Annotated in this window: 23 protein-coding genes; 10 read left to right on the top strand and 13 right to left on the bottom strand. The window is 51.1% G+C overall.

What is annotated here, in order from left to right:
- Positions 1-162: 162 nt before the first annotated feature.
- The 5 genes from LZ24_RS18140 to LZ24_RS06360 all read left to right on the top strand — a co-directional run bounded on the left by LZ24_RS18140 (position 163) and on the right by LZ24_RS06360 (position 3000).
- Positions 163-276 carry a hypothetical protein gene (locus LZ24_RS18140; protein WP_456236627.1) on the top strand — a complete coding sequence of 38 codons (114 nt, stop codon included), beginning with the start codon at positions 163-165 and terminating at the stop codon, positions 274-276.
- Between the two features lie 17 nt (positions 277-293).
- On the top strand, positions 294-1118 hold the full coding sequence (truA, locus tag LZ24_RS06375; protein WP_246118533.1) for a tRNA pseudouridine(38-40) synthase TruA: 825 nt from the start codon (positions 294-296) through the stop codon (positions 1116-1118).
- 11 nt (positions 1119-1129) lie between these two features.
- Positions 1130-1789 (top strand): hypothetical protein, encoded by a 660-nt coding sequence (locus LZ24_RS06370; RefSeq protein WP_144683671.1) that lies wholly within the window; start codon positions 1130-1132, stop codon positions 1787-1789.
- Positions 1790-2004: 215 nt separating this feature from the next.
- On the top strand, positions 2005-2193 hold the full coding sequence (locus LZ24_RS06365) for a DUF362 domain-containing protein (RefSeq protein WP_144683669.1): 189 nt from the start codon (positions 2005-2007) through the stop codon (positions 2191-2193).
- A 102-nt stretch (positions 2194-2295) separates the two neighbouring features.
- Positions 2296-3000 carry a DUF554 domain-containing protein gene (locus LZ24_RS06360; RefSeq protein WP_144683666.1) on the top strand — a complete coding sequence of 235 codons (705 nt, stop codon included), beginning with the start codon at positions 2296-2298 and terminating at the stop codon, positions 2998-3000.
- A 98-nt stretch (positions 3001-3098) separates the two neighbouring features.
- Here LZ24_RS06360 and LZ24_RS06355 read toward each other — a convergent pair whose 3' ends face one another.
- From LZ24_RS06355 to LZ24_RS06335, 5 genes are all read right to left on the bottom strand, one after another.
- Positions 3099-4058 carry an alpha-L-glutamate ligase-like protein gene (locus LZ24_RS06355; protein ID WP_144683663.1) on the bottom strand — a complete coding sequence of 320 codons (960 nt, stop codon included), beginning with the start codon at positions 4056-4058 and terminating at the stop codon, positions 3099-3101.
- Complete coding sequence (locus tag LZ24_RS06350; protein ID WP_144683660.1) at positions 4055-5566, bottom strand: UUP1 family membrane protein; 1512 nt, start codon at positions 5564-5566, stop codon at positions 4055-4057. The genes LZ24_RS06355 and LZ24_RS06350 overlap by 4 nt, the downstream gene beginning before the upstream one ends.
- On the bottom strand, positions 5566-6312 hold the full coding sequence (locus tag LZ24_RS06345; protein ID WP_186442972.1) for an ATP-dependent zinc protease family protein: 747 nt from the start codon (positions 6310-6312) through the stop codon (positions 5566-5568). The genes LZ24_RS06350 and LZ24_RS06345 overlap by 1 nt, the downstream gene beginning before the upstream one ends.
- A 282-nt stretch (positions 6313-6594) precedes the next feature.
- A complete protein-coding gene (locus LZ24_RS06340) occupies positions 6595-7386 on the bottom strand; it encodes an exodeoxyribonuclease III (protein WP_144683654.1) in 792 nt (263 codons plus the stop codon).
- A 148-nt stretch (positions 7387-7534) separates the two neighbouring features.
- Positions 7535-8542, bottom strand: coding sequence for an alpha-hydroxy-acid oxidizing protein (locus LZ24_RS06335; RefSeq protein WP_144683651.1), 1008 nt, complete (start codon positions 8540-8542; stop codon positions 7535-7537).
- A gap of 274 nt (positions 8543-8816) precedes the next feature.
- Between LZ24_RS06335 and LZ24_RS06330 the strand changes: the two genes are divergently transcribed.
- Entirely contained in the window at positions 8817-9278 is a 462-nt protein-coding gene (locus LZ24_RS06330) for a hypothetical protein (RefSeq protein ID WP_144683648.1), read from the top strand.
- A 77-nt stretch (positions 9279-9355) separates the two neighbouring features.
- Positions 9356-9931 (top strand): hypothetical protein, encoded by a 576-nt coding sequence (locus tag LZ24_RS06325; RefSeq protein WP_144683645.1) that lies wholly within the window; start codon positions 9356-9358, stop codon positions 9929-9931.
- Between the two features lie 6 nt (positions 9932-9937).
- Here LZ24_RS06325 and LZ24_RS06320 read toward each other — a convergent pair whose 3' ends face one another.
- Together LZ24_RS06320 and LZ24_RS06315 are read right to left on the bottom strand one after the other, a co-directional pair.
- A complete protein-coding gene (locus LZ24_RS06320) occupies positions 9938-10225 on the bottom strand; it encodes a c-type cytochrome (protein ID WP_144683642.1) in 288 nt (95 codons plus the stop codon).
- Positions 10222-11220 carry an NAD-dependent epimerase/dehydratase family protein gene (locus LZ24_RS06315; RefSeq protein ID WP_144683639.1) on the bottom strand — a complete coding sequence of 333 codons (999 nt, stop codon included), beginning with the start codon at positions 11218-11220 and terminating at the stop codon, positions 10222-10224. Before LZ24_RS06315 ends, LZ24_RS06320 begins: the two co-directional genes overlap by 4 nt.
- Positions 11221-11624: 404 nt before the next feature.
- Here LZ24_RS06315 and LZ24_RS06310 point away from each other — a divergent pair, with 404 nt between their 5' ends.
- Both LZ24_RS06310 and LZ24_RS06305 read left to right on the top strand, forming a co-directional pair.
- Positions 11625-12083: a YkvA family protein gene (locus LZ24_RS06310; protein ID WP_144683636.1), complete on the top strand. Its 459-nt coding sequence runs from the start codon at positions 11625-11627 to the stop codon at positions 12081-12083.
- A 3-nt stretch (positions 12084-12086) separates the two neighbouring features.
- Entirely contained in the window at positions 12087-13220 is a 1134-nt protein-coding gene (locus LZ24_RS06305; protein WP_144683633.1) for an HD domain-containing protein, read from the top strand.
- On the opposite strand, the gene LZ24_RS06300 is transcribed toward LZ24_RS06305, so the two are convergent.
- Together LZ24_RS06300 and LZ24_RS06295 are read right to left on the bottom strand one after the other, a co-directional pair.
- Complete coding sequence (locus LZ24_RS06300) at positions 13163-14833, bottom strand: AAA family ATPase (protein WP_144683630.1); 1671 nt, start codon at positions 14831-14833, stop codon at positions 13163-13165. The two genes, LZ24_RS06305 and LZ24_RS06300, sit on opposite strands and share 58 nt — an antisense overlap.
- A gap of 94 nt (positions 14834-14927) precedes the next feature.
- On the bottom strand, positions 14928-15431 hold the full coding sequence (locus tag LZ24_RS06295) for an acyl-CoA thioesterase (protein ID WP_144683627.1): 504 nt from the start codon (positions 15429-15431) through the stop codon (positions 14928-14930).
- A gap of 293 nt (positions 15432-15724) precedes the next feature.
- Here LZ24_RS06295 and LZ24_RS06290 point away from each other — a divergent pair, with 293 nt between their 5' ends.
- Entirely contained in the window at positions 15725-16015 is a 291-nt protein-coding gene (locus LZ24_RS06290) for an integration host factor subunit alpha (RefSeq protein ID WP_144683625.1), read from the top strand.
- A 45-nt stretch (positions 16016-16060) separates the two neighbouring features.
- Here LZ24_RS06290 and LZ24_RS06285 read toward each other — a convergent pair whose 3' ends face one another.
- From LZ24_RS06285 to ispH, 4 genes are all read right to left on the bottom strand, one after another.
- A complete protein-coding gene (locus tag LZ24_RS06285; protein WP_144683622.1) occupies positions 16061-16990 on the bottom strand; it encodes an acyltransferase in 930 nt (309 codons plus the stop codon).
- A gap of 111 nt (positions 16991-17101) precedes the next feature.
- A complete protein-coding gene (locus tag LZ24_RS06280) occupies positions 17102-19327 on the bottom strand; it encodes a FapA family protein (RefSeq protein WP_144683619.1) in 2226 nt (741 codons plus the stop codon).
- A gap of 558 nt (positions 19328-19885) precedes the next feature.
- Positions 19886-20401: a MarR family winged helix-turn-helix transcriptional regulator gene (locus tag LZ24_RS06275; RefSeq protein WP_144683616.1), complete on the bottom strand. Its 516-nt coding sequence runs from the start codon at positions 20399-20401 to the stop codon at positions 19886-19888.
- 53 nt (positions 20402-20454) lie between these two features.
- Positions 20455-22197 (bottom strand): 4-hydroxy-3-methylbut-2-enyl diphosphate reductase, encoded by a 1743-nt coding sequence (ispH, locus tag LZ24_RS06270; RefSeq protein ID WP_144683613.1) that lies wholly within the window; start codon positions 22195-22197, stop codon positions 20455-20457.
- Positions 22198-22334 lie beyond the last annotated feature (137 nt).

Raw genomic sequence — 22334 nt, 5'->3', positions numbered from 1 at the left:
CCCTGAGACATTTTTCCATTGTACTTTATCTTTTCAGGGGATCAAGGCATAATACACAGATTTTTATTCACCTTGACAGGGAAGGGATGGATGGTGGAAACAGCTTTGGTTTGTCCCGTATGCGGGAAGGGCAGAATTCTGGTAAGACGCAGCTGACGGAGGGTGACTTTCCGCTGCACGGTGTGCGGCCATAACTGTCCGGAATCCAGGGTACAGGAGCTCATGGATGAGGCCATGGAAGAGCGCCTTGCCTGGATTCCCGTGGATCGTCTTTGAAAGGGATTGGAAAAAAGGTGCGTCGATTCAGAATTGTCATGGAATATGACGGCTCATGTTTCCATGGCTGGCAGTGCCAGCCCAAAATTAAAACCGTTCAGGGAGAGCTGGAAAAGGCCCTTTCCCTGATTGCCAATATGCCCGTCATCGTGCATGGCTCCGGCAGGACCGATGCTGGTGTCCATGCCCTTGCCCAGGTGGCCCACTTTGATATGCATACCCGCATGAATGGCTCTGCCATAAAAAAGGCCCTGAACTGTCTTCTGCCCGAAGGTCTTGCCATCCATCACTGTATGGAGGCAGGCCCTGCCTTCCATGCCCGCTTTGCTGCAAGGGCAAAAACCTATAGATACCGCATTCTGAACCGGCCACTGCGCCCGGTCCTTGGCAGAAATTATCTCTGGCATGTCTGGCAGCCTCTGGACAGGAAAGCCATGGATGCCGCTGCGGCATATCTGGTGGGAACCCATGATTTTAAAAGCTTTGAGGCGGCTGGCAGCCCGAGAAGCCATACGGTACGGACCCTGTACAGTGTTTTTTTTAGCGATGAGCCGGGTATTCCCGATGTTTTTGCCTTTGAGGTGACAGGCAATGGTTTTCTGCGTTATATGGTAAGAAATCTGGCAGGTACCCTTATTCAGGTGGGACGGGGTAAAATAAAGCCTGAGTCATTACCAGAAATCCTTGAAGGGAAAAAGCGTGAGCTGGCAGGTGTTACCGCACCGCCTCAGGGTCTTTTTCTGAAAGCCGTCCATTATGATTTAAACAATGACTTCAGACAGCCTGCCATGGAAATCAAACCGCCTCCCGGTATCGGCATGGGAGGAGAGGGTGCAGGCTGAAGGGAAGGGAATTGAAAAGCATTTTGTATGACTGGATTCTGAACCATGATGAGCGCTGGTCCTTTATCCTTCTCTATCTTGGGCTTGCCGTGGTGTTAAGCATCTGGATCAGTCTTTTCTGGCTGGTTGCCGTGGTGGCTGTCCATGGTCTTTTCGAAGGAATCCGGCAGAAGGCCGAAGATGAAGGCGCCCCCTTTCCACTTATATTGGCAAGGGTCTGCTGGTCCATCAAGCTGGACATCAGTCTTGTGATTTTTGCACTGGTCCTTGGGGTTTATATGGAGATCATCATGGGGATTGCTGGCCTTGGCTCTGCGGCACGGGCAGGGGTGCAGGGTGTGAAAACCGGTGCCCGGTTTGTGGTATGGGAAAAGGCACTCAGGGCTGTTCTTCTTTCTATGGATGATCTGGCTCAGGTGCTGCGTGTCTTGCTGCGCAGGCGGCGGAGGTCAGACGGAGTGGCAGAAAATCCCCCTTGCGTTGCTGCGGAGGCGGGGAATGGTTTTTCCGGAAGAAATGCAGACAGATCTGCGTGGACCGCTGGGGACCGGGTCTGTCTTGTTTTTGGGGGTATCTGTATCTTTTTGCTTTTCATCAGCCCATGGGCAACGGACCATGGCTTCCGGGGAATTTTACAGATTCTGATGCAGGAGCTGCATCCATGGCCCTGACATCAAAAAAAAATTGTAAGAGGACTGGTTTTTGGGGATGGGGTGTTTTTTTCCTTGTCAGATCTGTTGACAGAGCAGCCGTTTCACTGTACCCGAAAGAACGGTCAGGTTGAAAGGCCGCAAGGGAGTCGCCTGAAACGTAAACTGGCCTTTGGGAGTGAATGTGGGGATTTCCCCGTTTTGTTTAAAAAAATAATTTTTTAAGGAGAAGCAGAATGTCTTACGAACCCATTGTAGATCAGGACAAATGTATTGGTTGTGAAGAATGCGTTGATGTATGCCCTGTGGACGTGTTTGAAATGAAAGACGGCAAGTCTGAAGTTGTCAATGTAGACGAATGCCTTGGCTGCGAGTCCTGTCTTGAAGTGTGTGAGCCCACTGCCATTGTTATCAACGGTCTTTAATTGTAAGTGTTTAAATAGCTTTTCTGAAAAATCAGCACCGAAGGGGCGGATGCCGGAAAAGTCCGGTTTTCGCCCTTTTCATATGAAAAAAGAAAGCGTTTTATGCTGGGAACCCTTGTCAATGTTGCGGCAATATGCGTCGGTGCCTTTGTGGGACTCCTTTTTGGAAAAGGCATCCCCGAGCGGTATAAGCAGACCATCATGCAGGCTTTGGCACTGGCTGTGATGCTCATTGGTCTTAAAACAGCCCTGGCCTGTGATGCCATTCTGATCATGATCGGGAGTCTTGTGCTGGGAACCCTTGTGGGCGAATGGCTGGGCATAGAAGAAAAGCTGGCAGGACTGGGCAGGATGCTGGAGAAGAGGTTTGCCGGAAAAGACGGTGAGGGCAGTATGGCCCAGGCCTTTGTTACCTCCAGTCTTATTTTCTGTGTAGGCTCCATGGCCATAGTGGGTTCTTTAGAAAGTGGCCTGACAGGCAATCATCAGACCCTTTTTGCCAAATCGGCTCTGGATGGTGTGGCTTCGGTTATTTTTGCCGCTTCCATGGGGGCGGGTGTACTGTTTTCGGCGCTGGCGGTTCTTTTGTATCAGGGAAGTATCACCATCGCCGCTGTTGCCGTCAAACCCTTTCTCGTTCCGGAGGTGGTTGCCCAGATGTCCGGTACGGGGGGACTCCTTATCCTTGCCATCGGCATGAACCTGATGGAAATCACCCGCATCCGCCTGGGCAATATGCTGCCCGCCATCTTTGTGCCGGTTCTTTTCTATGGGCTTACCCTCCTTGCGAAACAGTCCGGTCCCTGACCTGACCTGTCCTGTAAGGGGCATGGATGGGTGTGAAAGGCCTGCAGAGGGTCTGCCATGTTCTGCAACGATTGTCCGAAAAATTGTCAGTCGCCTGATTATGGGCCGGGGGTCTTTTTCCCAAATAACTCCATGGCCTGACTGACCCGGTCATGAATGTCTGTTTTCTGCTGTTTCAGCCCCTCAATTTTTTTCAGACGGCCCAGAAGGCCTTCTCCATTGGTCATCTGTATGGCAAGTCCGGGTCTTGCATTGAGTTCCAGCATTAAAGGGCCGCGGTTTCTGTCCAGTACAATATCTGCTCCTATGTAGCCTAATCCTGTCATTTCATAGCATCGGCTGGCAAGAACCAGCAGGTTTTTCCAGTCGGGTATTGTGATGGATGTCAGTTCTTTGCCCGTGTCCGGGTGGCGGGATACGGATTTTCCAAACTGAAGCGCCCTCAGGCCTTTACCTGTGGCCATATCCAGCCCTACTCCCACAGCCCCCTGATGCAGGTTGGCCTTGCCATCGGAAGCTTCGGTAGCCAGCCGGAGCATGGCCATAACGGGATAGCCCTGAAAAACAATCACGCGGATATCGGGAATCCCCTGATGGGAGTATCCTTCAAACAGGGGATCCATCTGAATGATGTCTTCGATCAGGGCCGTGTCCGGGGTACCGCCCAGAGAGTACAGACCCGCAAGGATATTGGAAATATGTCTTTCCATATCCCGCTCGTTGAGATGTTTGCCCGAAGATTTGATAAAATGATTCCCCCGTTTTCCTGAGATGACAAGAATACCTTTCCCACCGGAGCCTTTGGCTGGTTTGATGGCAAAGCCTTCGCAGTCCTGCATCTTATTTTTCACATATTTTACTTCATGCTGGGCATTGACGACGAGGCGAAGGGTCGGGGTGGGGACACCGCAGGCCGCAGCAAGCTGTTTGGTTTTGAGCTTGTTGTCCACAAGGGGGTAGAAACGGCGTGGGTTGTAACGGGCCACAAAGGCATGGTTGCGGCGGTTCATGCCTAATATTCCCATATCTTTCAGCGCAAAGGGTGAAATCCAGCTCATGGTGTCCGGTCTTTCATGGCTGCAAAGCGGTGGAGCTCAAAGAGTCTGTAGCCCGTGTACTGTCCAAGCAAGAGAATCAGGGCGGCGATGATCAGGTTGAGTTCGGGAAAATTGAAGCTTAAATGGGCCACGAGGGGATGACGCATGAAGGCATAGGCACAGAGTGCCACCGCAAGGCTTCCCGTACCCTGTACCATGACTTCCCGCATACCTTCCTCTTCCCAGAGAATGGACATGCGTTCAATGGTCCATGCAATGATGATGAGGGGAAAGGCCGTGACGGGCATGCCCGTGTGAAAGCCAAGGCGGATGGCCATGAGGCTGGCCAGGGTAATCAGGGTGATCACAATGATGACAATGGTGGCTATGCGTGCCACCAGAAGAAGGTTGAGATAGGAAAGATAGCTTCTGATAAGAAGGCCAGTCCCCACGATGGCCAGAAAATAGACCAGACCGGGGATCAGGGAGGTCTGGAGAAAGGCCATGCCGATGAGTACGGGCATGAAGGTGCCGGATGTCCGGATACCGATGAGAATCCGCATGAAAGTGACCACCAGAGCTCCCATGGGAATGAGAAGCAGCAGTTTGAAGACACCCTGCTGATCCAGGGGCAGATGGTGCATGCTTAAAAAGGAAAAGCCATTGCTGTCCGACTGGATTTTAGCCATTTCAAGGGCAGGGATACTCTGGTAAATCATGGAAAAACTGACCCTTGCCGAACTGCCACCGGAGAGATCCAGCAGTGATGGGCCACTTCTGTGCCACAGAAGAAAATGATCCGGAATGCCCTGCTCACCCGTTGCAGGATTGAAAAGTATCCATTTTTCCCCTGCATAGACTTCGACCATGGGGACAAGGCTCTGGTTTCTTCTGCCGTCTTCCAGAAATATTCCCTGCACCACACGGCTTGGGATGCCTGCTTCCGCAAGGAGGCGGGTAAGGAGGATTTCCTGCCTGTACTCTGCAAGCAGGAGGGCGGCATTCTGTTCCTTTTCTTTCGTATTCAGAATTTTTATGATTTCCCGGGTAAGGCTTTCCGGTGTGCTGGATGTGGCACCTGCCGCTTCAATCAGAGCGAGGGCTGCGGTTGCTTCGGATGGCTGCCAGTAAACCATATCCGGAGGGGGCGGCGGGATTTCCGTTTTTTGCCTTTGCAATGGATCTGGGCTCAGCTGGATTTTATAATACAGGGTCTGGGCACCTTCGGCCGTGCGCCGGGACCATTCTGCCCTGCGGTTTTCTCCCTGACCCACAATGGAAAAGCCATAGCCCGGAGATGCGGCCTGCTCATTGAAGATCCGGAATCCGGGAGGGTTTTTGGGAATGCTCAGGCTGGCAAGTACGGGGCGCTGGGAGGCGGTGAAGCTTAAGCGGGCCTCAATGAGCCAGACACCGGTATCGCAGCCGGGCTTGAAGGGGATCTGCATCTGGGTGTGGCGGAGCCAGGCAAGGCTGATGCCCGCTGTGATCAGAAGTACGACAATCCAGTACAGGCTGAGTCGCTGCATCAGGGCATATCCGTTCTGTCTGGCCTCTGTGCAGCCGGACTTTCTGTCAGAGGAATGGTATTGGACAGGCCGACATCCACCACCATGACATCCTTTAAAACATTTCTGCCAATGAGGACAGGAAAGCTTAGGTGACTGCGGTCCGTGAGAGTGAATTCCGCAAGCTGGGTGGTTTCACCTATGGTAATGGAAAGCTCAATTACTGCGCGGCGTTCACTTTCATCGCTGCTGGACTGGAGAATGCGGGCCTTACGGAGAAGTTTATGCTCCATGGGAATCATGTCTCCGGTTTTCGGATGGGGCATGTCAAAGCGTACCCAGCGTTCTCCGTCCCGTTCGAAGCGCTCAATGTTTCTGGCATCCAGAGAGGCCGTTTCCGCACCTGTGTCCATGCGGGCCGGGAAAACCAGCCCCGGCGGAGTGATACGGATTTTTTCTTCGGCACCAACGAGCATTTTTTGGGTTGGCAGGGTTTCCGTTGTGTGGGGTGGCGGAAGTCGGGGGGGATCGTTTTTTATCGGAGCTTCAGAGCTTTTTATTGTGCTCAGTCTCTCGGGTAATTTTTCCAGCAGGCAGGTGTTTTTTTTGTTGAGTTCAATGATTTCAGAAATATATGGTATGAGTTCGCCACAGTCCTGACCTGACTGGACCCTGTGAAAAAGGCTGATCAGGACATCATTGTTACGGCTCTGGAGTTCCAGTATATGACTGGTCATCAGTGCCTGATCCGAAAGATGGCGGTCCATCCGGGCGAGATCTGCTTCCCGGATAAGCACGCTGCCTGAGGAACAGCCCGAAAAAAGAAAAAACAATAGGGATGTTTTTAAAATAGATAGTATTTTAAAATGCTTAAAGAGTTTGTTTTTCTGTCTGCCCCTTGCGTTCTCACATGATTGCTCCGGGGAAGATTCCGGAGATACGGGCAGATGCGCGCAGCATCTAAGAGAGGATTCCGGCGGGAAACAGGCCATAAACCAACCTTTGGTGTCGGTGTTTCTGTAAAAATCTTTGATTGCAAGGCGCAAGCCTTAAGGTATTTCCAGGGTCAGTCCCACGGGGCAGTGATCTGAGCCCATAATATCATTGTCGATGAAGGCACTTTTCAGCCAGCCCTTTTCTACGATATTCTGCGAGACAAGGCAAAGGTCAATGCGCCAGCCTGCATTGGTTTTTCGTGCATTGGACCGGTAGGACCACCACGAGTATTTCACGGTGTCCGGGTAGAGATGGCGGAAGGTATCGGTCCATCCACCGGCCATGAGGCGGTCCAGCCAGTCACGTTCGATGCGCAGGAACCCGGAGCGGTCCGCATTGGCCTTAGGGTGTTTCAGGTCAATATCATTGTGGGCTGTGTTGTAGTCTCCGCAGACGATGACAGGTCGTCCTTTCCTGCGCAGCCCATCCGCATGGCTGAAGAAGGCCTCATAAAAACGCAGCTTGTAGTCAAGGCGCTCTTCGCTCATCTGACCATTGGGAAAATACACATTGAAAAGGGTAAAATCTTCAAAATCAAGCTGGTTGACACGTCCCTCATCATCAAATTCCTGGACGCCGATATCCGATGACGTGCTTGCGGGTGCCGTGCGGGAGTAGCTCATCACGCCGGAATAGCCCTTTTTGCTCCGGGCATAACTCCATGCCTGGAAAGGGTATCCGGCCAGATGAAGCATCTCCTCACTTCTCTGGTCTTCCTGCAGCTTGGTTTCCTGCAGCATGAGAATGTCCGCATCAAGGGCCTTGACAGAAGCTTCAAAGTCCTTTTTCCAGATGGCCCGAAGACCGTTTACGTTCCAGGATACAATACGGAATGTGTCTGTCACGCTTTCTCCTTCAACCGGCTGTAAATTATTCTGATTCAGATCCCAGTGGATAAAAGAAGCTGGTTATCAGACTGTAAAACGGGATGTACAGATTTCTGAAGGGCAGTCAAAACCGGGGAAGGCAGTCCAACTTCCCCGGTTTCCGGTATCAGTACAGGATGGATTCATCCACGTCTGCAATGCTGGCGCAGCCGGTCATCACCATGGCCTGTTTCAGTTCGGTACGCAACTGGCGGATATAGGTGCATACACCTTCGCTTTCTCCCCCGCAGGCGGCAATGGAAAAGGGCCTTCCAATGAGGACGGCATCCGCTCCCAGAGCCAGCATTTTCAGTATGTCCACCCCACTCCGGATGCCACCGTCCACCAGTACACGGATTTTTCCGCCTACGGTTTCAACGATTTCCGGAAGCACATCCGCCGTTCCCGGAGTCATATCCAGAACACGGCCGCCGTGGTTGGAAACCACAATGGCATCGGCCCCGGCATCCATGGCCAGTTCCGCCTGATCCGGTGTCATGATGCCTTTGAGGATAAAGGGCCTCTGGATATGCTTTCTGACTTCCCTGAGTTTTGAGATGGATTTTGGAGAAACGGGGCGGCCCTGCAGTCTCAGGGTAATGAGACCTGCGGCATCAATGTCCATGCCGATGGCCATGGGGTTGCATGCCAGAGCCTTATCGAGTTTTTCAAAAAGCTCCTTGTCTTCCCATGGCTTGATGAAGGGGATGGCCAGACCCTCTGCGGCTTTGACGGCTTCAAACCCGCACTGGGAGATTTCCGGAGGAACGCCGTCGCCCGTGCATCCAATGAGGCCTTCCTTGCGACATCCGTCCACAATGGCATGGATATAGGCTGCCTCGGGAATGGCACCGCCCATATTATAGGAAACACCGCCAATGGGTGCGGCCAGCAGGGGAAAATCAAGGCTTGTTCCAAAGAGTTCTGTCCGGGTATCCGGTTCCGTAATATCATGGATCAGACGCATGTTGAGCCGGATGTCAGCAAGGGCTTCGCCATTGGCCCGGAAGGCTTCACCCGTTCCCAGTCCGCCCATTCCGGGAACACCGGAAGCGCAGTTTTTACCGTTACAGATGGGGCAGACCCGGCAGTAGCCGGTCATTTTTTCCCTTGCCGTATCCCGAATGCTTTTCATGGAGAGCCTCCCTGCTGATGATATGGATGGTGAACATGGTGGACAAAAAGACCTGATTTTTGTCCAATCATGATCTTTCTGGAAGGTATCTGCTATCATTGCTGTGAATAAAAATCAAATTTGAAAAAATATGATTTTTTATAAGGGCTCACTCCTTGAGGCCCGGTGTTTTTTCGGCTAGAAAGAAAAGCTGTAAGAATTGTTCTTTTCATTTTTAAGTTCTGCGGGCGTGTTTCAGGAAACATATGACTTTTTAAATATATGGGGCAAAGACGTGTTCTTTTTTACAAAAAAACAGTTTTATAAAAGTATGGACAGGGCCTTTGATCAGATCAAGCATGGGGTATACAGAAGACTGCTGGAGGAATACCTTGAAAGTATGGAGCAGGAAAGGGCAGGGCTGCTGGCTGCGGCTGTGACCAACAGGCTTTTTTCTGTACCACCGGCCAGTGAGGATGGTCGCCGCTTCCTTTCCGAGCACGAGGGAAGGGTACGCAAGGCCACCGAGGCATTGAAGGGCAAGGAGGAAATTCTTCACGCAGTGACCGTTTCGCTGCGTCACAGGCAGAAGCTTTTGTTTACACTGGTGGATCAGGGCAAGGCTTCGGGAACGGCCATTAACAGGCCCCTCGATAACCTGATGAAGATGGGGCTGATGGCAGAAGTGAAGGAGCTTTCTGAGCCTAAAGCCTTTATCAAATTTGCCAGAAAGTTTTTACAAAAAAGCCCTCAGTAGAAACAGGGGGAATTCACCGTAAGTCAGGATGTGGGACAAAAAAAATCTTTAGCCGACTTATCTCTAAGGAATATGCCATGGCCGCTTCGGAGTCCGTCTATCACTACACAACGGGAAAAGCCCTTGCAGGGATTCTTGCTGCCGGCGTCATCCGCACCTCGCCGTCCTTTTCACCAAGGGAAAGGGCTGTGGTCTGGTGCTCCGCTTTGGAAGACTGGGAGCCCAGTGCGGGCTGTGTGCATACCCTTCCCGATGGCAGGGTCATCCGCAGAACAAAAGAGGAAATCCGGAGGGCCGAAGGGGGGCTGGGCCGTATCCGGATAGCAGGTGAGGCAAAGCTTTTTACCTTTGAGCAGTATAAGCGCATCAGTAAAATATCCAACCGCCATCTGAGGGTTCTGCAGCAGTTTGCCGAAGCCTGTGGCGCGGATATCCGTTTCTGGCGGGTTTCCCTTGTTCCTCTGAACAGGGTCTTTTGGGAAAGTGTTGAGATGCAGCATCCCGTGGATGGAAGCTGGATGCCCCATCCTGTTCAGAAAAAAGAGGCCCTGAGGGAGGTTTTGGCGGATATCCAGACCCATCTGCCCTTTATGGATACTGCCCGTCAGCAGCGGCTGTACGGGCAGCTTGCAAGGCTTGAAAAAAAGTACTGAAGAAAATTATTTCCCGTAGCTTGTGGCAAGGTAATGGATGAGAAGGCTTCGTTCGGCATCCGTTAACTGAACCCCTTTCTGTTCCATTCGCCTTACGGTGCGTTCCCATCCGTTTCTGTCTTTTTTTGCTCGGGTAATTTTTCCTGCCCCATGGCAGGAAGTGCACCGGTTCTGGAGCAGATTTTCCCCTTCGGCCAGAGCGTCGGAAGATGCGACGGGAGAAAAGAGGGCAAGGGAAAGGCCCAGAGCAGCAATCAGAACAAAGGCAGGAAACAGCGTTTTTTTCTTTTTCATAATGGCGTCCCTTTCAGATAGCGTTCAAGTTGGTTAAGGCCTTCTTTTCTGGAAACCAGAGGGGCATACCCCGTATCCCGGCAGAGATCTTCTATGTCAAACCAGTGGGCCGTACTCAGTTCTTTAACGGTGAAGCCCGTCAGCATGGGCTCGCCGGGAAGTTTGAAAAGAGTATAAAGGCCTTCAAGGAAAGAGGCCAGTCCGCGGGCAAGTTTCAGGGGAACCCGCCTGGAAACGGGAGGCTTGCAACCCGCTGCCAGAATGGCATCCACCATATCCCATAGGGGTACAGGATCGTTGTCTGAAACAAAATAGATGTTTCCGGAAAGCTCCGGTCTGGCGGCAAGGGCCTTGTCCGCAAGGATATGGGCGTGGGCGGCATTGTCAATATATACGGTATCAATGGGCGGGTTTCCCTTTCCGATGCGGGCCAGTCTTTTTGAGCGGGCAAGGATTCTCGGAACAAGGTGGTTGTCGCCCGGCCCCCAGATCAGGTGGGGCCTCAGGATGATGCAGGGAAGTCCTTCTGCGGCGGCTTTTTTTACTTTTTTTTCTGCTTCCGCCTTGGTTTTCGGGTAGGCGGCACTGTAGGTGTCCGGGTAGGGATGGCTTGTGTCTACCCCTTCCATGTCACTGCCGTCAAAGATCACCGAAGGCGAGCTGCTGTGGATCAGGCGGCAGCCTGCTGCTTTGCAGGCTTCAAGGATATTTTCCGTTCCTTCCACATTGATGCTGCGGTAATTTTCTTCAGGCCCCCAGACGCCGGCCAGGGCTGCCGTGTGAAAGACGGTCTCAACCCCTTCTGCGGCCTGCATGACCTGTCCCCTGTCCCGTATATCTGCCCGAATCCAGGAAAGATGTTCTTTTTTTTCCGGTATCCCTGTCTGTCCTCTGGCCAGAATCCGGACTTCCCATCCCGTATCAAGAAGGCTGCGGGTAATGGCTGAACCAAGAAAGCCGTTGCCGCCCGTTACCAGTGCTTTTTTCTTTTCCATGTTTTCTCCATGACAGGTATTTATGTTTTATGCATTTATTATTATCCACACATCGGGTGGAAACATCAAGGACGTGCAGCCCATTGATACAGGCTTTAAGGATTTTTTTTAATGCTGATTTCAGTCTTTGGAATCCAGACAGCGTGGTGCTTGCAATCCCGGCGGCCGTGGCTTAAGCTTTGATGGTTTTACACAGGCCTTCGAATCTCTGATCCGAAACGATTGCAATGTCACTCACAAACAGCCCGATTGTCTTTTGCAGGAACCAGTACTTTGAAAATAATACACAATCTTGCATATAAAAATGTGCTGAATAATTACTCAAGGTTTACCATACTTTTTGTCAATTTGTCCCAGGGCAAATTGAATAATAATGGGCAGTGCATCAAAACAGGGGGGAGCAAATGACAGAGTGGGAAGACAATAAAAATGAAGATTTTTACCGGAAGCTTCGGGTAAAAATTAAAGACTGGGCCGTATCCGAAGCAGGCAGAAACAACAGATGGTCGGAGTATATTCTGCTGGCACCGGATCTTTTCTATCTTTTATGTAAACTGGTTGTGGATCCGGAAGTTCCAGCCAGAGAAAAGGCCAAGCTTGCCTTTGCCATTGCTTATTTTATTTCACCCATTGATCTTCTGCCCGAAGCCATTCTGGGACCTGCGGGTTATCTGGATGATATTGTTCTGGCCACCTATGCCCTGAACAGTGTCATGACCCGGACCCCGGCCCATGTCCTTGAAAAACACTGGGTCGGTGAGGAGGATCTTTTTGAGACGGTGCGCCGTGTGCTGGATGTGGCCGATGAGATGATCGGAGCCGGCCTGATAAGGAAAATCCGGGCCATGCTTGGCGGGAAATAGCGTGTGAAAATCTATAGCGTAGGTGGGGCTGTCCGTGACAGGCTTATGGGAAGAGCCTTTAAAGACAGGGATTTTCTGGTTTTAGGGGCCAACGAAGCGGATTTTATGAAGGCTTTTCCCTCTGCCCGGAAGCAGGGAAAAGAGACACCAGTGTACAGGGTGGGAGGGGATGAATATATTCTTTCCCATACAGATAATATTCAGGAGGATCTGCTGGGGCGGGATCTGACCATCAACGCCATGGCAGAAGATGAAGGGGGCAGACTTTATTATCATCCCATGGCCCTCAGGGATCTGAAGGAAAAAATACTGCGGCCGGTGCGCAGGGAAAATTTTTTGGAAGATCCCCTCCGGGTCTTCCGTGCCGCAAGGTTTGCAAGTCTTTTTCCGGATTTTACCCCAGCCCCAGAACTTCTTGAAACCATGAAGGAAACGTCTCATGTGCTGGAAAACCTTTCACCGGAACGGGTAGGGAATGAGCTTCTTTCTGCCCTTTCCGGTGAAAAACCATCCCGTTTTTTCCGTATTCTTGCAGAAACCGGCTGTCTTTCTCCCTGGTTCAGTGAGATGAAAAAAGCCATGGATGTTCCGGCTGGTCCTGCTCCATGGCACAGGGGGTCACTGTTTGAACATATGATGGATGTGACGGATGCTTTGCATGGGAGCCAGCTTCTGGCATGGATGGGATTGTGCCATGATCTTGGAAAGCTTGCCACCCCGAAGGAAGCGTGGCCTTCCCACCATGGCCATGATAGGGCGGGTGAAACCATGGCCAGGAGTTTTGCCCTGAAGCTGCGGCTTTCAAGGCGGCTTACGGAAGCCGGTCGCATGGCTGCACGTTATCATATGAAGGCAGGGCTCTATGGCAGCCTCCGCCCGGGTACCCGTGTGGATCTTCTGGTCACACTGCACAGGGCAGATCTTGTGGAAGCTTTGTTCCGTCTGGTCAGGGCAGATCACGGAGAGGATTTCCTTGAAAGGGTAAAAAAGGACCTTGAACGGATTCTTTCCATCCATCTTCCTCCGGATCACGGACTGGAAGGCGTGGAGGCCGGTTATCGCCTGCGGGATCTGCGCTGTCAGTCACTGGCGGGTCGGTGCAGTGCAAGCCGGGGAAAGGGAATGCACCAGCCATAATGGCTGGAAGCCTCCATGCAGAGTTTTCTGATTTTTCTTTGCAGGTTCAGGTACTCTTCCGCAGCTTCGGGAGAAAATACGGCAAAAACCCTGAGGTTGAGGGCATATGGTCCCGTTTCAAGGAAGATGACATCAAGGTACTGCAAATACCTGTTATGATTTTCCCGATCAAGGTGTTTTCTGACATACTGCTCCAGGAGTCCGGGTATTTTGTTTGTAATTTCTGCCTGATATCCGTAGTCAAGCCCCATGGTCACGCTGATGCCGAATTTTTTTCTGCTGAGATTGCAAAGGGACAAGCCCAGAAAATCCACGGCGGCCCAGGTTCTTCTGGCCCCACCCTCCAGCTCTGCCACAACCTGCTCCGGTGTCTGCATGAGGATCTTTGCAATGCTGCCATCTTCCAGAAGAAGGACATCATTTTTTTCGGAAGGAAACCAGGGTTCATCTTCTTCATAGGGTCTGGACTGCATACCCACAAGGTGCTTCAGTGGAATGCGAAGCATTCCCCCTTCCAGGCTGGGGTTGATGAGGATGCCGTGCAGACCCAGTTTCTGAACCTTCCACGGCAGGCCTGTGTAAATGACCCTTTCCCCCTCCCTGAGGGTTCCCATGTTCAGGATCAGTTTACCCTGTTCCCAGAACTGGGCCATACCATTTCTGGCGGACCAGATCAGGGTAATCAGCAGGAGCAGGGCGATACTGAGGAGCATCCAGTCTCCGAAGGCATAAAGCAGGAGCAGGGCAGCACTGACGGAGACAAAGGCCGTTGTACTGTGAAAAATTACCTGAAGCAGGCGGTGATAAAAGGGCGGTGGGGATTTTTTCTGGTTCTGACTCCACTTCCAGTAGGCCAGTCTCAGGAGCAGAAAGGTTGTGATAAAAGCGGAAAAGGCCAGAAAAAGATTGCGCCCTCTTGTTTTGACAAAATTGGTGACCCCTTTTTGCATGGTGACCAGCATGGACTCATCCGGGCCGGTTTTCTGTTCCAGCTGGAAGCGGAGGCGACGTATCTGGCGGATCACTTCCTGCTCTTTTTCCTGCCAGTTCATGAGAAGCTCTTCAAGGTGCAGGGAGAGTTGCTCATCCTCTGTTTTTGCCATGAAGCCTTCTACCTTGGAGATGGCATAGCGGATTTCAGGGAGATGATTCTCGTAAAATGTAATGTCTTTTCTCAGCCTTTCCAGTTCCCTCGGCCTTGATGTCATCTGCTTTAAGCCTTCCACAAGGGGCCGCAGTACCTCCATGAGTTCTTCTTCAATGCGGAAGGCTTTCAGAGGGGCCTGTGCAGTTTCTTCAATCTCTATGCCCGAGGCAATGGATTCAAATTCCCGCTGATAGGCATCCTTGAGCCTCAGCAGGTGGCTGACTTCCATGCGGATGGCTTTTTTGCGTTCTTCCATGAGGGCTTTTGCGTAGCTCTCTTCCTTTTCAAGGATATCCTTATCAATGGCTTCGATGGACAGGCGAAGGTCTTTGAGTGTCTGAAGGGCCGAAGGTGGACCGGCGGACTGCAGCGTATCTTTTTCTTCGGAAACGGCCTGCGCCGATGGGAGGCTGGCAAAGAGAAGGCATAAAAAAAAGATCTGTACGATGAAGCTTTTTGGGGTCATATCTTTTTTCCATGGCAGGAGATTTTTGTTTGGTTTTATGGATGCCAAAGGGCTAAAAACCCGGGTAGCCGGGTTTTTAACCCATGATTTTAGTTTATGCGCAGAGGTCCGGGTTTTTCTGGCAGGCTTTCTCCTTTTGTTTTTCTGCTATACGTACCCTGTGCCTGTCCTTTGCTTCCCTGTTACGGCGTTCCTCGTCTTTATTTTCAAGTATCAGGGGAGGCATGGGGCTGGGTTTCATTTTATCATCCAGCGCCACAAAGGTGAGGTAAGCAGAAACCACGTGCCTTATTTCACCGGTAAGGACATCCTCTGCTTCTACCCGTACGCCGATTTCTGCCGATGTGCTGCCAACCATGTTCATACTGGCTTTGATGATGAGAAGATTGCCGATGAAAACGGGGTTAAAAAAATCAAGCCGGTCAACAGACGCTGTGACGCAGAGTTTTCTGGCATGGCGTACGGCCACAACCCCTGCTGCATTATCAATGTATTTCATGATAACACCACCATGGACATTGCCAGCGGGGTTGGTGTCTTCCGGCAGCATAAGATGGGACAGAATAACCCGGCTTTCCCTGACAGTTTTTCCTTGCATGGTTTCTTCTCCGTATGAATGGGTATTTCCGACTGATATTTTTTACCTGAATAAAAAATCTGATGGTGAAACTCCGCCACTATAGAAGGGCTTTCTTTTTTTTGTCAATTGTTCTGTAGCCTGTGTCAGGTGTCCTGTCCTTATCAGGGAAGGGCATCTCCTGATATGTCAGATATCAGAAAGATTCCATTGCAATGTGCCGTTTATGCTTGATTTATTTAAAAACATCCGTAAGATTTGTTCCAAATTGTTACGATAGCCCGGGATGAATTCACGCTAAAGGGGATGAGGATATGACGTTGACGAAAAATAATATTGCTGATGCCATTCAGGAAGGTCTTGGTATTCACCGCAGGCACAGTATAGAGATCGTGGAGATACTGCTGGAAATAATCAAACGCAATCTGGAGTCCGGAGAAGACGTGCTGGTCAGCGGGTTTGGAAAATTCTGTGTCAGGGATAAAAAGCCGAGGCTTGGACGCAATCCTGCTACTGGAGACAGCATGATGCTGGATGGCAGGAAGGTGGTCACCTTTAAATGTTCTTCTGTTCTGAGGGACAGAGTTAACCAGATGGCGGAATAATTACCCTGTGTCAGGCGACAGAAAGGCTCCGGCTGGAGTCGCCGGTTATGCAGCTTCCATTTTTATCTGATCTGGATCTCTCCATATCTCCTGCTGCATTTCCATCAGGCGTTTTTCCTTTTCCAGCCAGAGACCGTTGAGGGTCTGCTGGAAGGTTTCCCTGAAATCCGTATCATTAAAATAGTCTCCCCGCAGTTTTGCATGGATGGGTAATGTACGGATGTGCATACGGATAAGGGGGGTTTTGCCGCATATGAACTGCCAGAAGGTGGGAATGCCTTTGGGGTAGGCAATGGTGACATCAACGATCTGATCCATCTGATCTCCCATGGCAGAGAGAACAAAGGCCGTGCCTGCAGCCTTTGGCCTTAGAAGCCCTGTAAAGGGGCTTTTCTGCCAGAGATGTTTTTTGGGGGTAAAGCGGGTGCCTTCCACAAAGTTCATGACGGAAACAGGGCTGGTCCGGAATTTTTCACAGGCTTTGCGTGTGGCCTCAAGGTCTTTGCCTTTTTTGTGGGGATATTTAAGGATGTATTCTTTTTTGTAGCGCTTCATAAAGGGGAAATCCAGCGCCCACCATGCGATACCCATGACGGGGACCCATATGAGCTGCTGCTTTAAAAAAAACTTTAAAAAGGGTACTTTTCCCCTCAGCTCCTTTTGCAGGGCCAGAATGTCTACCCAGCTCTGGTGATTGCACAGCACAAGATACCATCCTTTGGGAGACAGCCTCTCCCCGCCCCGCACTTCCCACCTCGTAGGGAGTAGAAGGGAAAAGGTCTGGCTGTTGATGTAAACCCAGAGGGTGCTGATGTGGATGAGTATCCGGGTGCATACGCTTCGGCTGGCTTTCCATGGGATGGCAATTTTTAGTATGGCGAGACAGATGAGGGGAATGAACAGGACAGCCGTGGAAAGTCCGATGATGCTGATGACAAGCGTCCCCCGCAGGGGGGCAGGAATAATGGTGTTCATGGGGGGTATCCTTGTTATGAAAATGGGCAGATACAGCCTCTTTGATTATTTTCTAAAGGATAGCACGGGGAAAAGGGCTTTGAAAAGCCTGTTACATTCCTTTGACATTTCTTACCTGAATATACGTATGATATATTCCTTTTCCCCCGTATCCTGGACTTCAACCTGACGTACCATGCACTTGGATAAGGGCTCCTGAAGGGTGGCCTGGGCTTTGGAGCCGACAATCCGTGTCCCCGGATAGGCCTTGCTGTTGATTTTCAAAAGGGCAATGGGCGTACGCTGGGCAGCCCAGTCTTCCATGGCCTTTTTTTCCTGCTCGTCTTCTTTCAGATTTTTTTCTGCCGCATCTATGGCTTCCCGGGCCTTTTTTTTGTCATCATCAATGGTGTCCTGACGGTTAAAGAGTTCTCCCAGTCTTTTTTCGGCCTCCTGCATGTCTTCATGGAGTTTTTTTACCAGAGAAGGGGCTTCGGCGGCGGTGGTTTCTGCTTCGTCAAATTTTTTTTCCTGAATGAGTTTCAGTTTCAGGCCGGAACGGTCCTGGACCTGGGCAAAATGGGTGATGTCGGCGAGAAGTTTCTTCTCCTCATTTTCCAGCTCCTGGGGCAGGAGAAGCACTTTGGATAGGATATCCTTTTTTTTCTGAATTTTACGGTCGATCTCCATGAAGGTTTCCTGAAGGGGGAGATCAATACCGATATGCAGGGTGGAAGAAGAGGATATTTCCGTTCCGATGGTACCCGCTTCAATACCCTGACGGGCAGCTATTTCCGAAGCAATGATTTTTCCGCTACGGATGTTGAAACCACCGGAGCAGGCAATGTCGGAATCAATCACTTCACTGTGAATGGTGACATTGGAAAGGGTTCGTATTTTGGACTTATTGACAAATTTGGCCCGCACTTCCCCTTCCGTATAAACTTCCCCCTCGGTGATTCCATTGGTGATCACCACATCTCCCTTGGCACTGATCTGGCCGCCGTCTACGGCTTCTGCGGTTACTTCATTGGCCTCTACCCGGAATCCCGCCGGAATTTTACCCGTAATGCGGACTTTGCCCTCATACTGAATATGGCCGGTCTCATAGCCCACATCCCCTTTGATGAGAATTTCGTCAATCACAGAGACTTCGCCCGAGGCCCGGAGGGAAGGCTGACCGTCGATTTTGGCAAATATTTTGAGACGGTCCTCGCTGGTGTAGACGCCGGTTCCCGCTTTTAAGGGGGGATCCTTCACTTCGGGAACCACCTGTATATTGCCAAAGACATCCACTCCGTTTACTCCATGGATGGTAGCTGTTTTTTCAGCAAGAAGACTGCCCTTTGTCACATGGGGAATGGCACCCCGCTCCCGGAAGTCAATGCGTCCGTCATCGGTGAGCATGGCACCGCTGGAGAGGAAATCCGTTGGAAAATGAAACTGAATCCTTCCTTCCTTCCCTGGCCTTGGAGGCTTGCCTGAGGCTGTTTTGAAGCTGGACTGGCGCACGGATTCAAAACGGATGAAACCATCCAGCAGGTTTTGGTCCACAAGGCCATAAATGATGCCCTTTGCCTGAATCCAGTCCAGCAGCTCATCGGTTGTAAGGTGTGGGGGAAGGGGTTCTTTTTCCCTGATGAATGCGGCCATATTGTCTTTGGAAACGGTCAGGCTGAGATAGCTGTCCAGTTCAGACGGGGATGTTTCATCCTGCTCCATTGTATAACAGGGAATTCCATCGGGGGCGGATGCATGGCAGACAGGATCCCCTTCAGGGTCTTTGGGTGGTGTTTTTTTTGTTTCAGGCGGGGCTTTTGCAGCGGGTTCATCACATTTATTCATGGCCTTGAGAATGGCATCCAGCTGGGCCTTTTTCAAATGGCCCTGCTGGATTAAAACATCTCCGAGGCCGGGGTGAACGCCTTTTTTGCGGAAAATGAGCTGCTGAATGTCCGTGGCCTGCTTTATTTTTTCTTCGGAAACCCACCCAAGGCGCAGAATGGCCGCTGCAAGGCGTTTTTCCCGGCTGCGCAGCAGCCAAACCTTATGGGTTTTTTTCAGTTTATTGATTTTTTCTTCAGTTATGCCCGGTTGATCCTTAAGAACTTCCAGAATTTCCGTATGGGGGTTTTCGGCCCTTTTTTCCTCCCACAGCCGCATGATTTCAGAAAGCCCTTCCTTTGTAATATCCCCTGCGTGCAGGGCCAGCTGCAGAATCACCGGAGGTGCAGAGGCGGGTATGGCCATGGGGGCGCTGCAATGGGTGCAGGGCACGACACTGCCCGCTGCAGCGCCTGAAAGCTGCTGCTCTGCATGGCATTTTTTGCATTGGTAGGAAAGGGTTTTTTCCGGCATGGGCTCTCCAGACGTTCAGGTCATGGGAAAAAGGAGGCAGTAACATTCCGACGGCTCTTTCACCCGTTTGCTTTGCTCTGTCGTAATTATTCAGCACAGTTTTCCAATTACCATATCTGCAAGACATATACACAGGCCCCAGGCTATTTGCCCATGACGCACTCCGGCACTCAAGCCTGAAAAAGCTTATTGCTATTTATAGTAGGCATTGAGTTTATGGCTTGAGTGCCGGAATCCGAAACGATTGCAATGTCACTTGCAAATAGCCACGGAGCCTTGCAACAGTACGAAGCTGCTACAATTGCAGCATTGGCAGTTCATAATAAACTGTGCTGAACAGTTACGTTCTGTCTTATTCAGATGAGTGCCGGAAATCGACACTGAAAATTGGGAGTAAAGGTTGAATACCCCCTGTCTGTCGGATGCTGTTTGATCCTTCGCAGCTTCTTTTATGTGATCGGCAAAAAGTCTTTCTTACTTAAAGCCTGTTTAAGGATATCCCCATCAGGATAAATGCGTCCTCTTTTTCTGGTGCAGGCCTTATGGATTTCTTATCCGCTATTGACCCTTTGTTTCATTTTCATTGTGGATGGGGCCTGTAACGAGAAAGGGAGAAGCGTCTATGCTTCTGGCCTGCATCATATGGACGATGTGATGCAGGCTGGACAGGATCATGAGCTGTTCCCACTGGGGCAGGTCCGCAAAGCGGCGCACAAAGGTTTCCTGCAGCAGGGGAGGGGCCTCGTCCAGTATGGCTTTTCCTTTTTCCGTAACGGAGACAAGGGTATTGCGTTTGTCCCTGATCCCGCGCAGTCTTGAAATCAGGCCCTGACGTTCAAGGCGCAGCAGAATACCCGTCACCGTTGCCTGGCTGAGGCTGATGGCCCGTGCCAGCTCCGTGACGGCCATTTCCCCGTTTCTGGCAATTTCTTCGAGAATAATCAGCTGGGGTCCTGTGAGACCGTGGCTCCTCACCAGTTGTCTGGAGTGCAGCTCAATGGCCTGGGTGATACGGCGCAGGGCCACGAGAACCTCTCTGGAGAGATCCCTTGCATTATCGTTATGGAAAACCATGGAAAGGCTCCTTGTTGCACAGCAGTCTGCTGTTTCGGTGCGGCAGCAGGTCTTTACCAAATATTTTGCAGCGTGGGAATTTTAATCATGGTTGCCAGAATACCGGTCAGGATGAGCAGGCTTTCAATGTGAAAAGCCAGATGTGTATCCGCAGGAATGCGACCGCTGATTTCACCACACAGCATCCATATCAGAAGAAAGGGGGCAAGGGCCAGAAAAAAGGCCGGATCAGGGAAAATGGAAAGATGGATGCAGAAAAAAATTCCTGTAAACACAAGGGTGCTCAGGAGAATGAGCAGCCTGCGGCTCCTTTCTTCTCCAAGGAGAATGGGAAGGGTTTCTTTCCCGACAATGCGGTCTCCCTGAAGGGCCATGACATCAAAAAAAGCGGTGCGGACAAAAACAAGCGCAGCCACAAAGAGAAAGGCCGAAAGGGTGGCGGTGTCAAGACTCCCCCTGATGCCTGCCGAAGGAAGAATAACGCAGAGAACTCCCCAGGCAATGGCAATCAGGATGGTTTTGGATCCCGGAATATCCTTTAAGCTGCGGATGTGGGTGCGGGAAAAGGAGGCTGGTAAAAGGGGGGCTGTGTAAAGAAGGCCCGCAAGGGTCATGAAAAAAAGCATGGTAAAGGGAAAGATGCCAGCCTGGAATGCCGTTGCAAGGCCTGTAATTCCGGCAGCACCCGCAAGAAAAAAGAAAAATGGCCGGTGGGTTTCGTAGAGTTTTGCCCTCTCCGGATTGTTGTAGCGGTCCGAAGGAATCCCCGTGAGGGTATTGAAGATCTGCATGGAAAGAATATAGCTTGCGGCAATGAGGGAGTAGCGAAGTTCATGGTCGAATCCCTGCAGCGTGCTGGCGGCATAGCTGAGGGCAGCAGCCCCCATGGCAAGGTAGATATTGCTGCTTAAAAGCAAACGCTGGGTTCTTTTTATCCATGCCTGCATGGGGCTGTCCGTCATGGCCTGACCTTCAAGGGTACTGACGACCTGACGCAGAATCCAGTTGGGTGTGGAAGCACCTGCGGTGATACCGATGCGTTTTTTACCGCTCAGTATATCCCTTGGGATTTCTTCGGCGGATTCAATGTGAAGGCTGGGGGTTCCGGCTTCCATGGCTACTTCCGCAAGCCTCTGGGTGTTGCCGGACTCTTTGCCGCCTACAACAATGACAAGATCAACCTCCTTTGCCAGAGCCATGGTTTCATTCTGGCGTTTTTCCGTAGAGTCACAGATGGTGTTAAATACTTTGTAGTGGGATCTTTCCCTTGCAACCCATGTGCGCATATCCTCATAAAAGCGGGTGTTCTGGGTTGTCTGGGCCACGATAATGGCCTTTTCAAAGACAGGAAGGGCAGCCAGTTCTTCCATGCTGCTTATGACATGGCCAGTACTGCCGGCGTAGCCCAGAAGTCCCACAACCTCGGGGTGATCGGCATCCCCTGCAATAATGACATGGTGCCCCGATTCCGTATGCTTCCGGATGATGGTCTGCACACGGATGACGCGGGGGCAGGTGGCGTCCATGACCGTGTATCCGGCATCCTGAAGTTTCTTCTGCTGACAGGGAGGGATTCCGTGGGCACGGATGATGATGGTACCCTCTCCCTTTTCCGGAATGCCGTTGAGGATGGGGATGCCTTTTTCTTCAAGAATGTCAAGGACCTGTGGGTTATGAATCAGAGGCCCATAGGTGCATATGGGGCCTTCACTTTTGTTTGCCGCATCAATGGCCATGTCAACGGCCCTGCGGACACCCATGCAGAAGCCTGCTGTTTTTGCTATCTGGATATGCATAAATAAGCTCTCGGTCGGATGAAAAAAGTTAAAGATTTTCGTAACTTCTGAGTAACTTCAAAAGTTACTTTATGACAAAGCGCCGTAACACGGCGTGGGTTGCTTCTGAGTAACTTCAAAAGTTACTTTATGACAAA

The organism is Desulfobotulus alkaliphilus (assembly GCF_007830435.1).
Taxonomy (GTDB): Bacteria; Desulfobacterota; Desulfobacteria; order Desulfobacterales; family ASO4-4; genus Desulfobotulus; species Desulfobotulus alkaliphilus.
This window is presented reverse-complemented; position numbering and strand designations above follow the sequence as displayed.

What these genes read in the sequence shown, in the direction of transcription:
- LZ24_RS06300 (WP_144683630.1), bottom strand. Translation starts at nt 14,833, where the DNA reads ATGACCCCAAAAAGCTTCATCGTACAGATCTTTTTTTTATGCCTTCTC.
- LZ24_RS06310 (WP_144683636.1), top strand. Translation starts at nt 11,625, where the DNA reads ATGACAGAGTGGGAAGACAATAAAAATGAAGATTTTTACCGGAAGCTT.
- LZ24_RS06280 (WP_144683619.1), bottom strand. Translation starts at nt 19,327, where the DNA reads ATGCCGGAAAAAACCCTTTCCTACCAATGCAAAAAATGCCATGCAGAG.
- LZ24_RS06360 (WP_144683666.1), top strand. Translation starts at nt 2,296, where the DNA reads ATGCTGGGAACCCTTGTCAATGTTGCGGCAATATGCGTCGGTGCCTTT.
- LZ24_RS06295 (WP_144683627.1), bottom strand. Translation starts at nt 15,431, where the DNA reads ATGCAAGGAAAAACTGTCAGGGAAAGCCGGGTTATTCTGTCCCATCTT.
- LZ24_RS06285 (WP_144683622.1), bottom strand. Translation starts at nt 16,990, where the DNA reads ATGAACACCATTATTCCTGCCCCCCTGCGGGGGACGCTTGTCATCAGC.
- LZ24_RS06290 (WP_144683625.1), top strand. Translation starts at nt 15,725, where the DNA reads ATGACGTTGACGAAAAATAATATTGCTGATGCCATTCAGGAAGGTCTT.
- LZ24_RS06355 (WP_144683663.1), bottom strand. Translation starts at nt 4,058, where the DNA reads ATGAGCTGGATTTCACCCTTTGCGCTGAAAGATATGGGAATATTAGGC.
- LZ24_RS06365 (WP_144683669.1), top strand. Translation starts at nt 2,005, where the DNA reads ATGTCTTACGAACCCATTGTAGATCAGGACAAATGTATTGGTTGTGAA.
- LZ24_RS06345 (WP_186442972.1), bottom strand. Translation starts at nt 6,312, where the DNA reads ATGGACCGCCATCTTTCGGATCAGGCACTGATGACCAGTCATATACTG.
- LZ24_RS06325 (WP_144683645.1), top strand. Translation starts at nt 9,356, where the DNA reads ATGGCCGCTTCGGAGTCCGTCTATCACTACACAACGGGAAAAGCCCTT.
- LZ24_RS06315 (WP_144683639.1), bottom strand. Translation starts at nt 11,220, where the DNA reads ATGGAAAAGAAAAAAGCACTGGTAACGGGCGGCAACGGCTTTCTTGGT.
- LZ24_RS06320 (WP_144683642.1), bottom strand. Translation starts at nt 10,225, where the DNA reads ATGAAAAAGAAAAAAACGCTGTTTCCTGCCTTTGTTCTGATTGCTGCT.
- LZ24_RS06275 (WP_144683616.1), bottom strand. Translation starts at nt 20,401, where the DNA reads ATGGTTTTCCATAACGATAATGCAAGGGATCTCTCCAGAGAGGTTCTC.
- LZ24_RS06350 (WP_144683660.1), bottom strand. Translation starts at nt 5,566, where the DNA reads ATGCAGCGACTCAGCCTGTACTGGATTGTCGTACTTCTGATCACAGCG.
- LZ24_RS06335 (WP_144683651.1), bottom strand. Translation starts at nt 8,542, where the DNA reads ATGAAAAGCATTCGGGATACGGCAAGGGAAAAAATGACCGGCTACTGC.
- ispH (WP_144683613.1), bottom strand. Translation starts at nt 22,197, where the DNA reads ATGCATATCCAGATAGCAAAAACAGCAGGCTTCTGCATGGGTGTCCGC.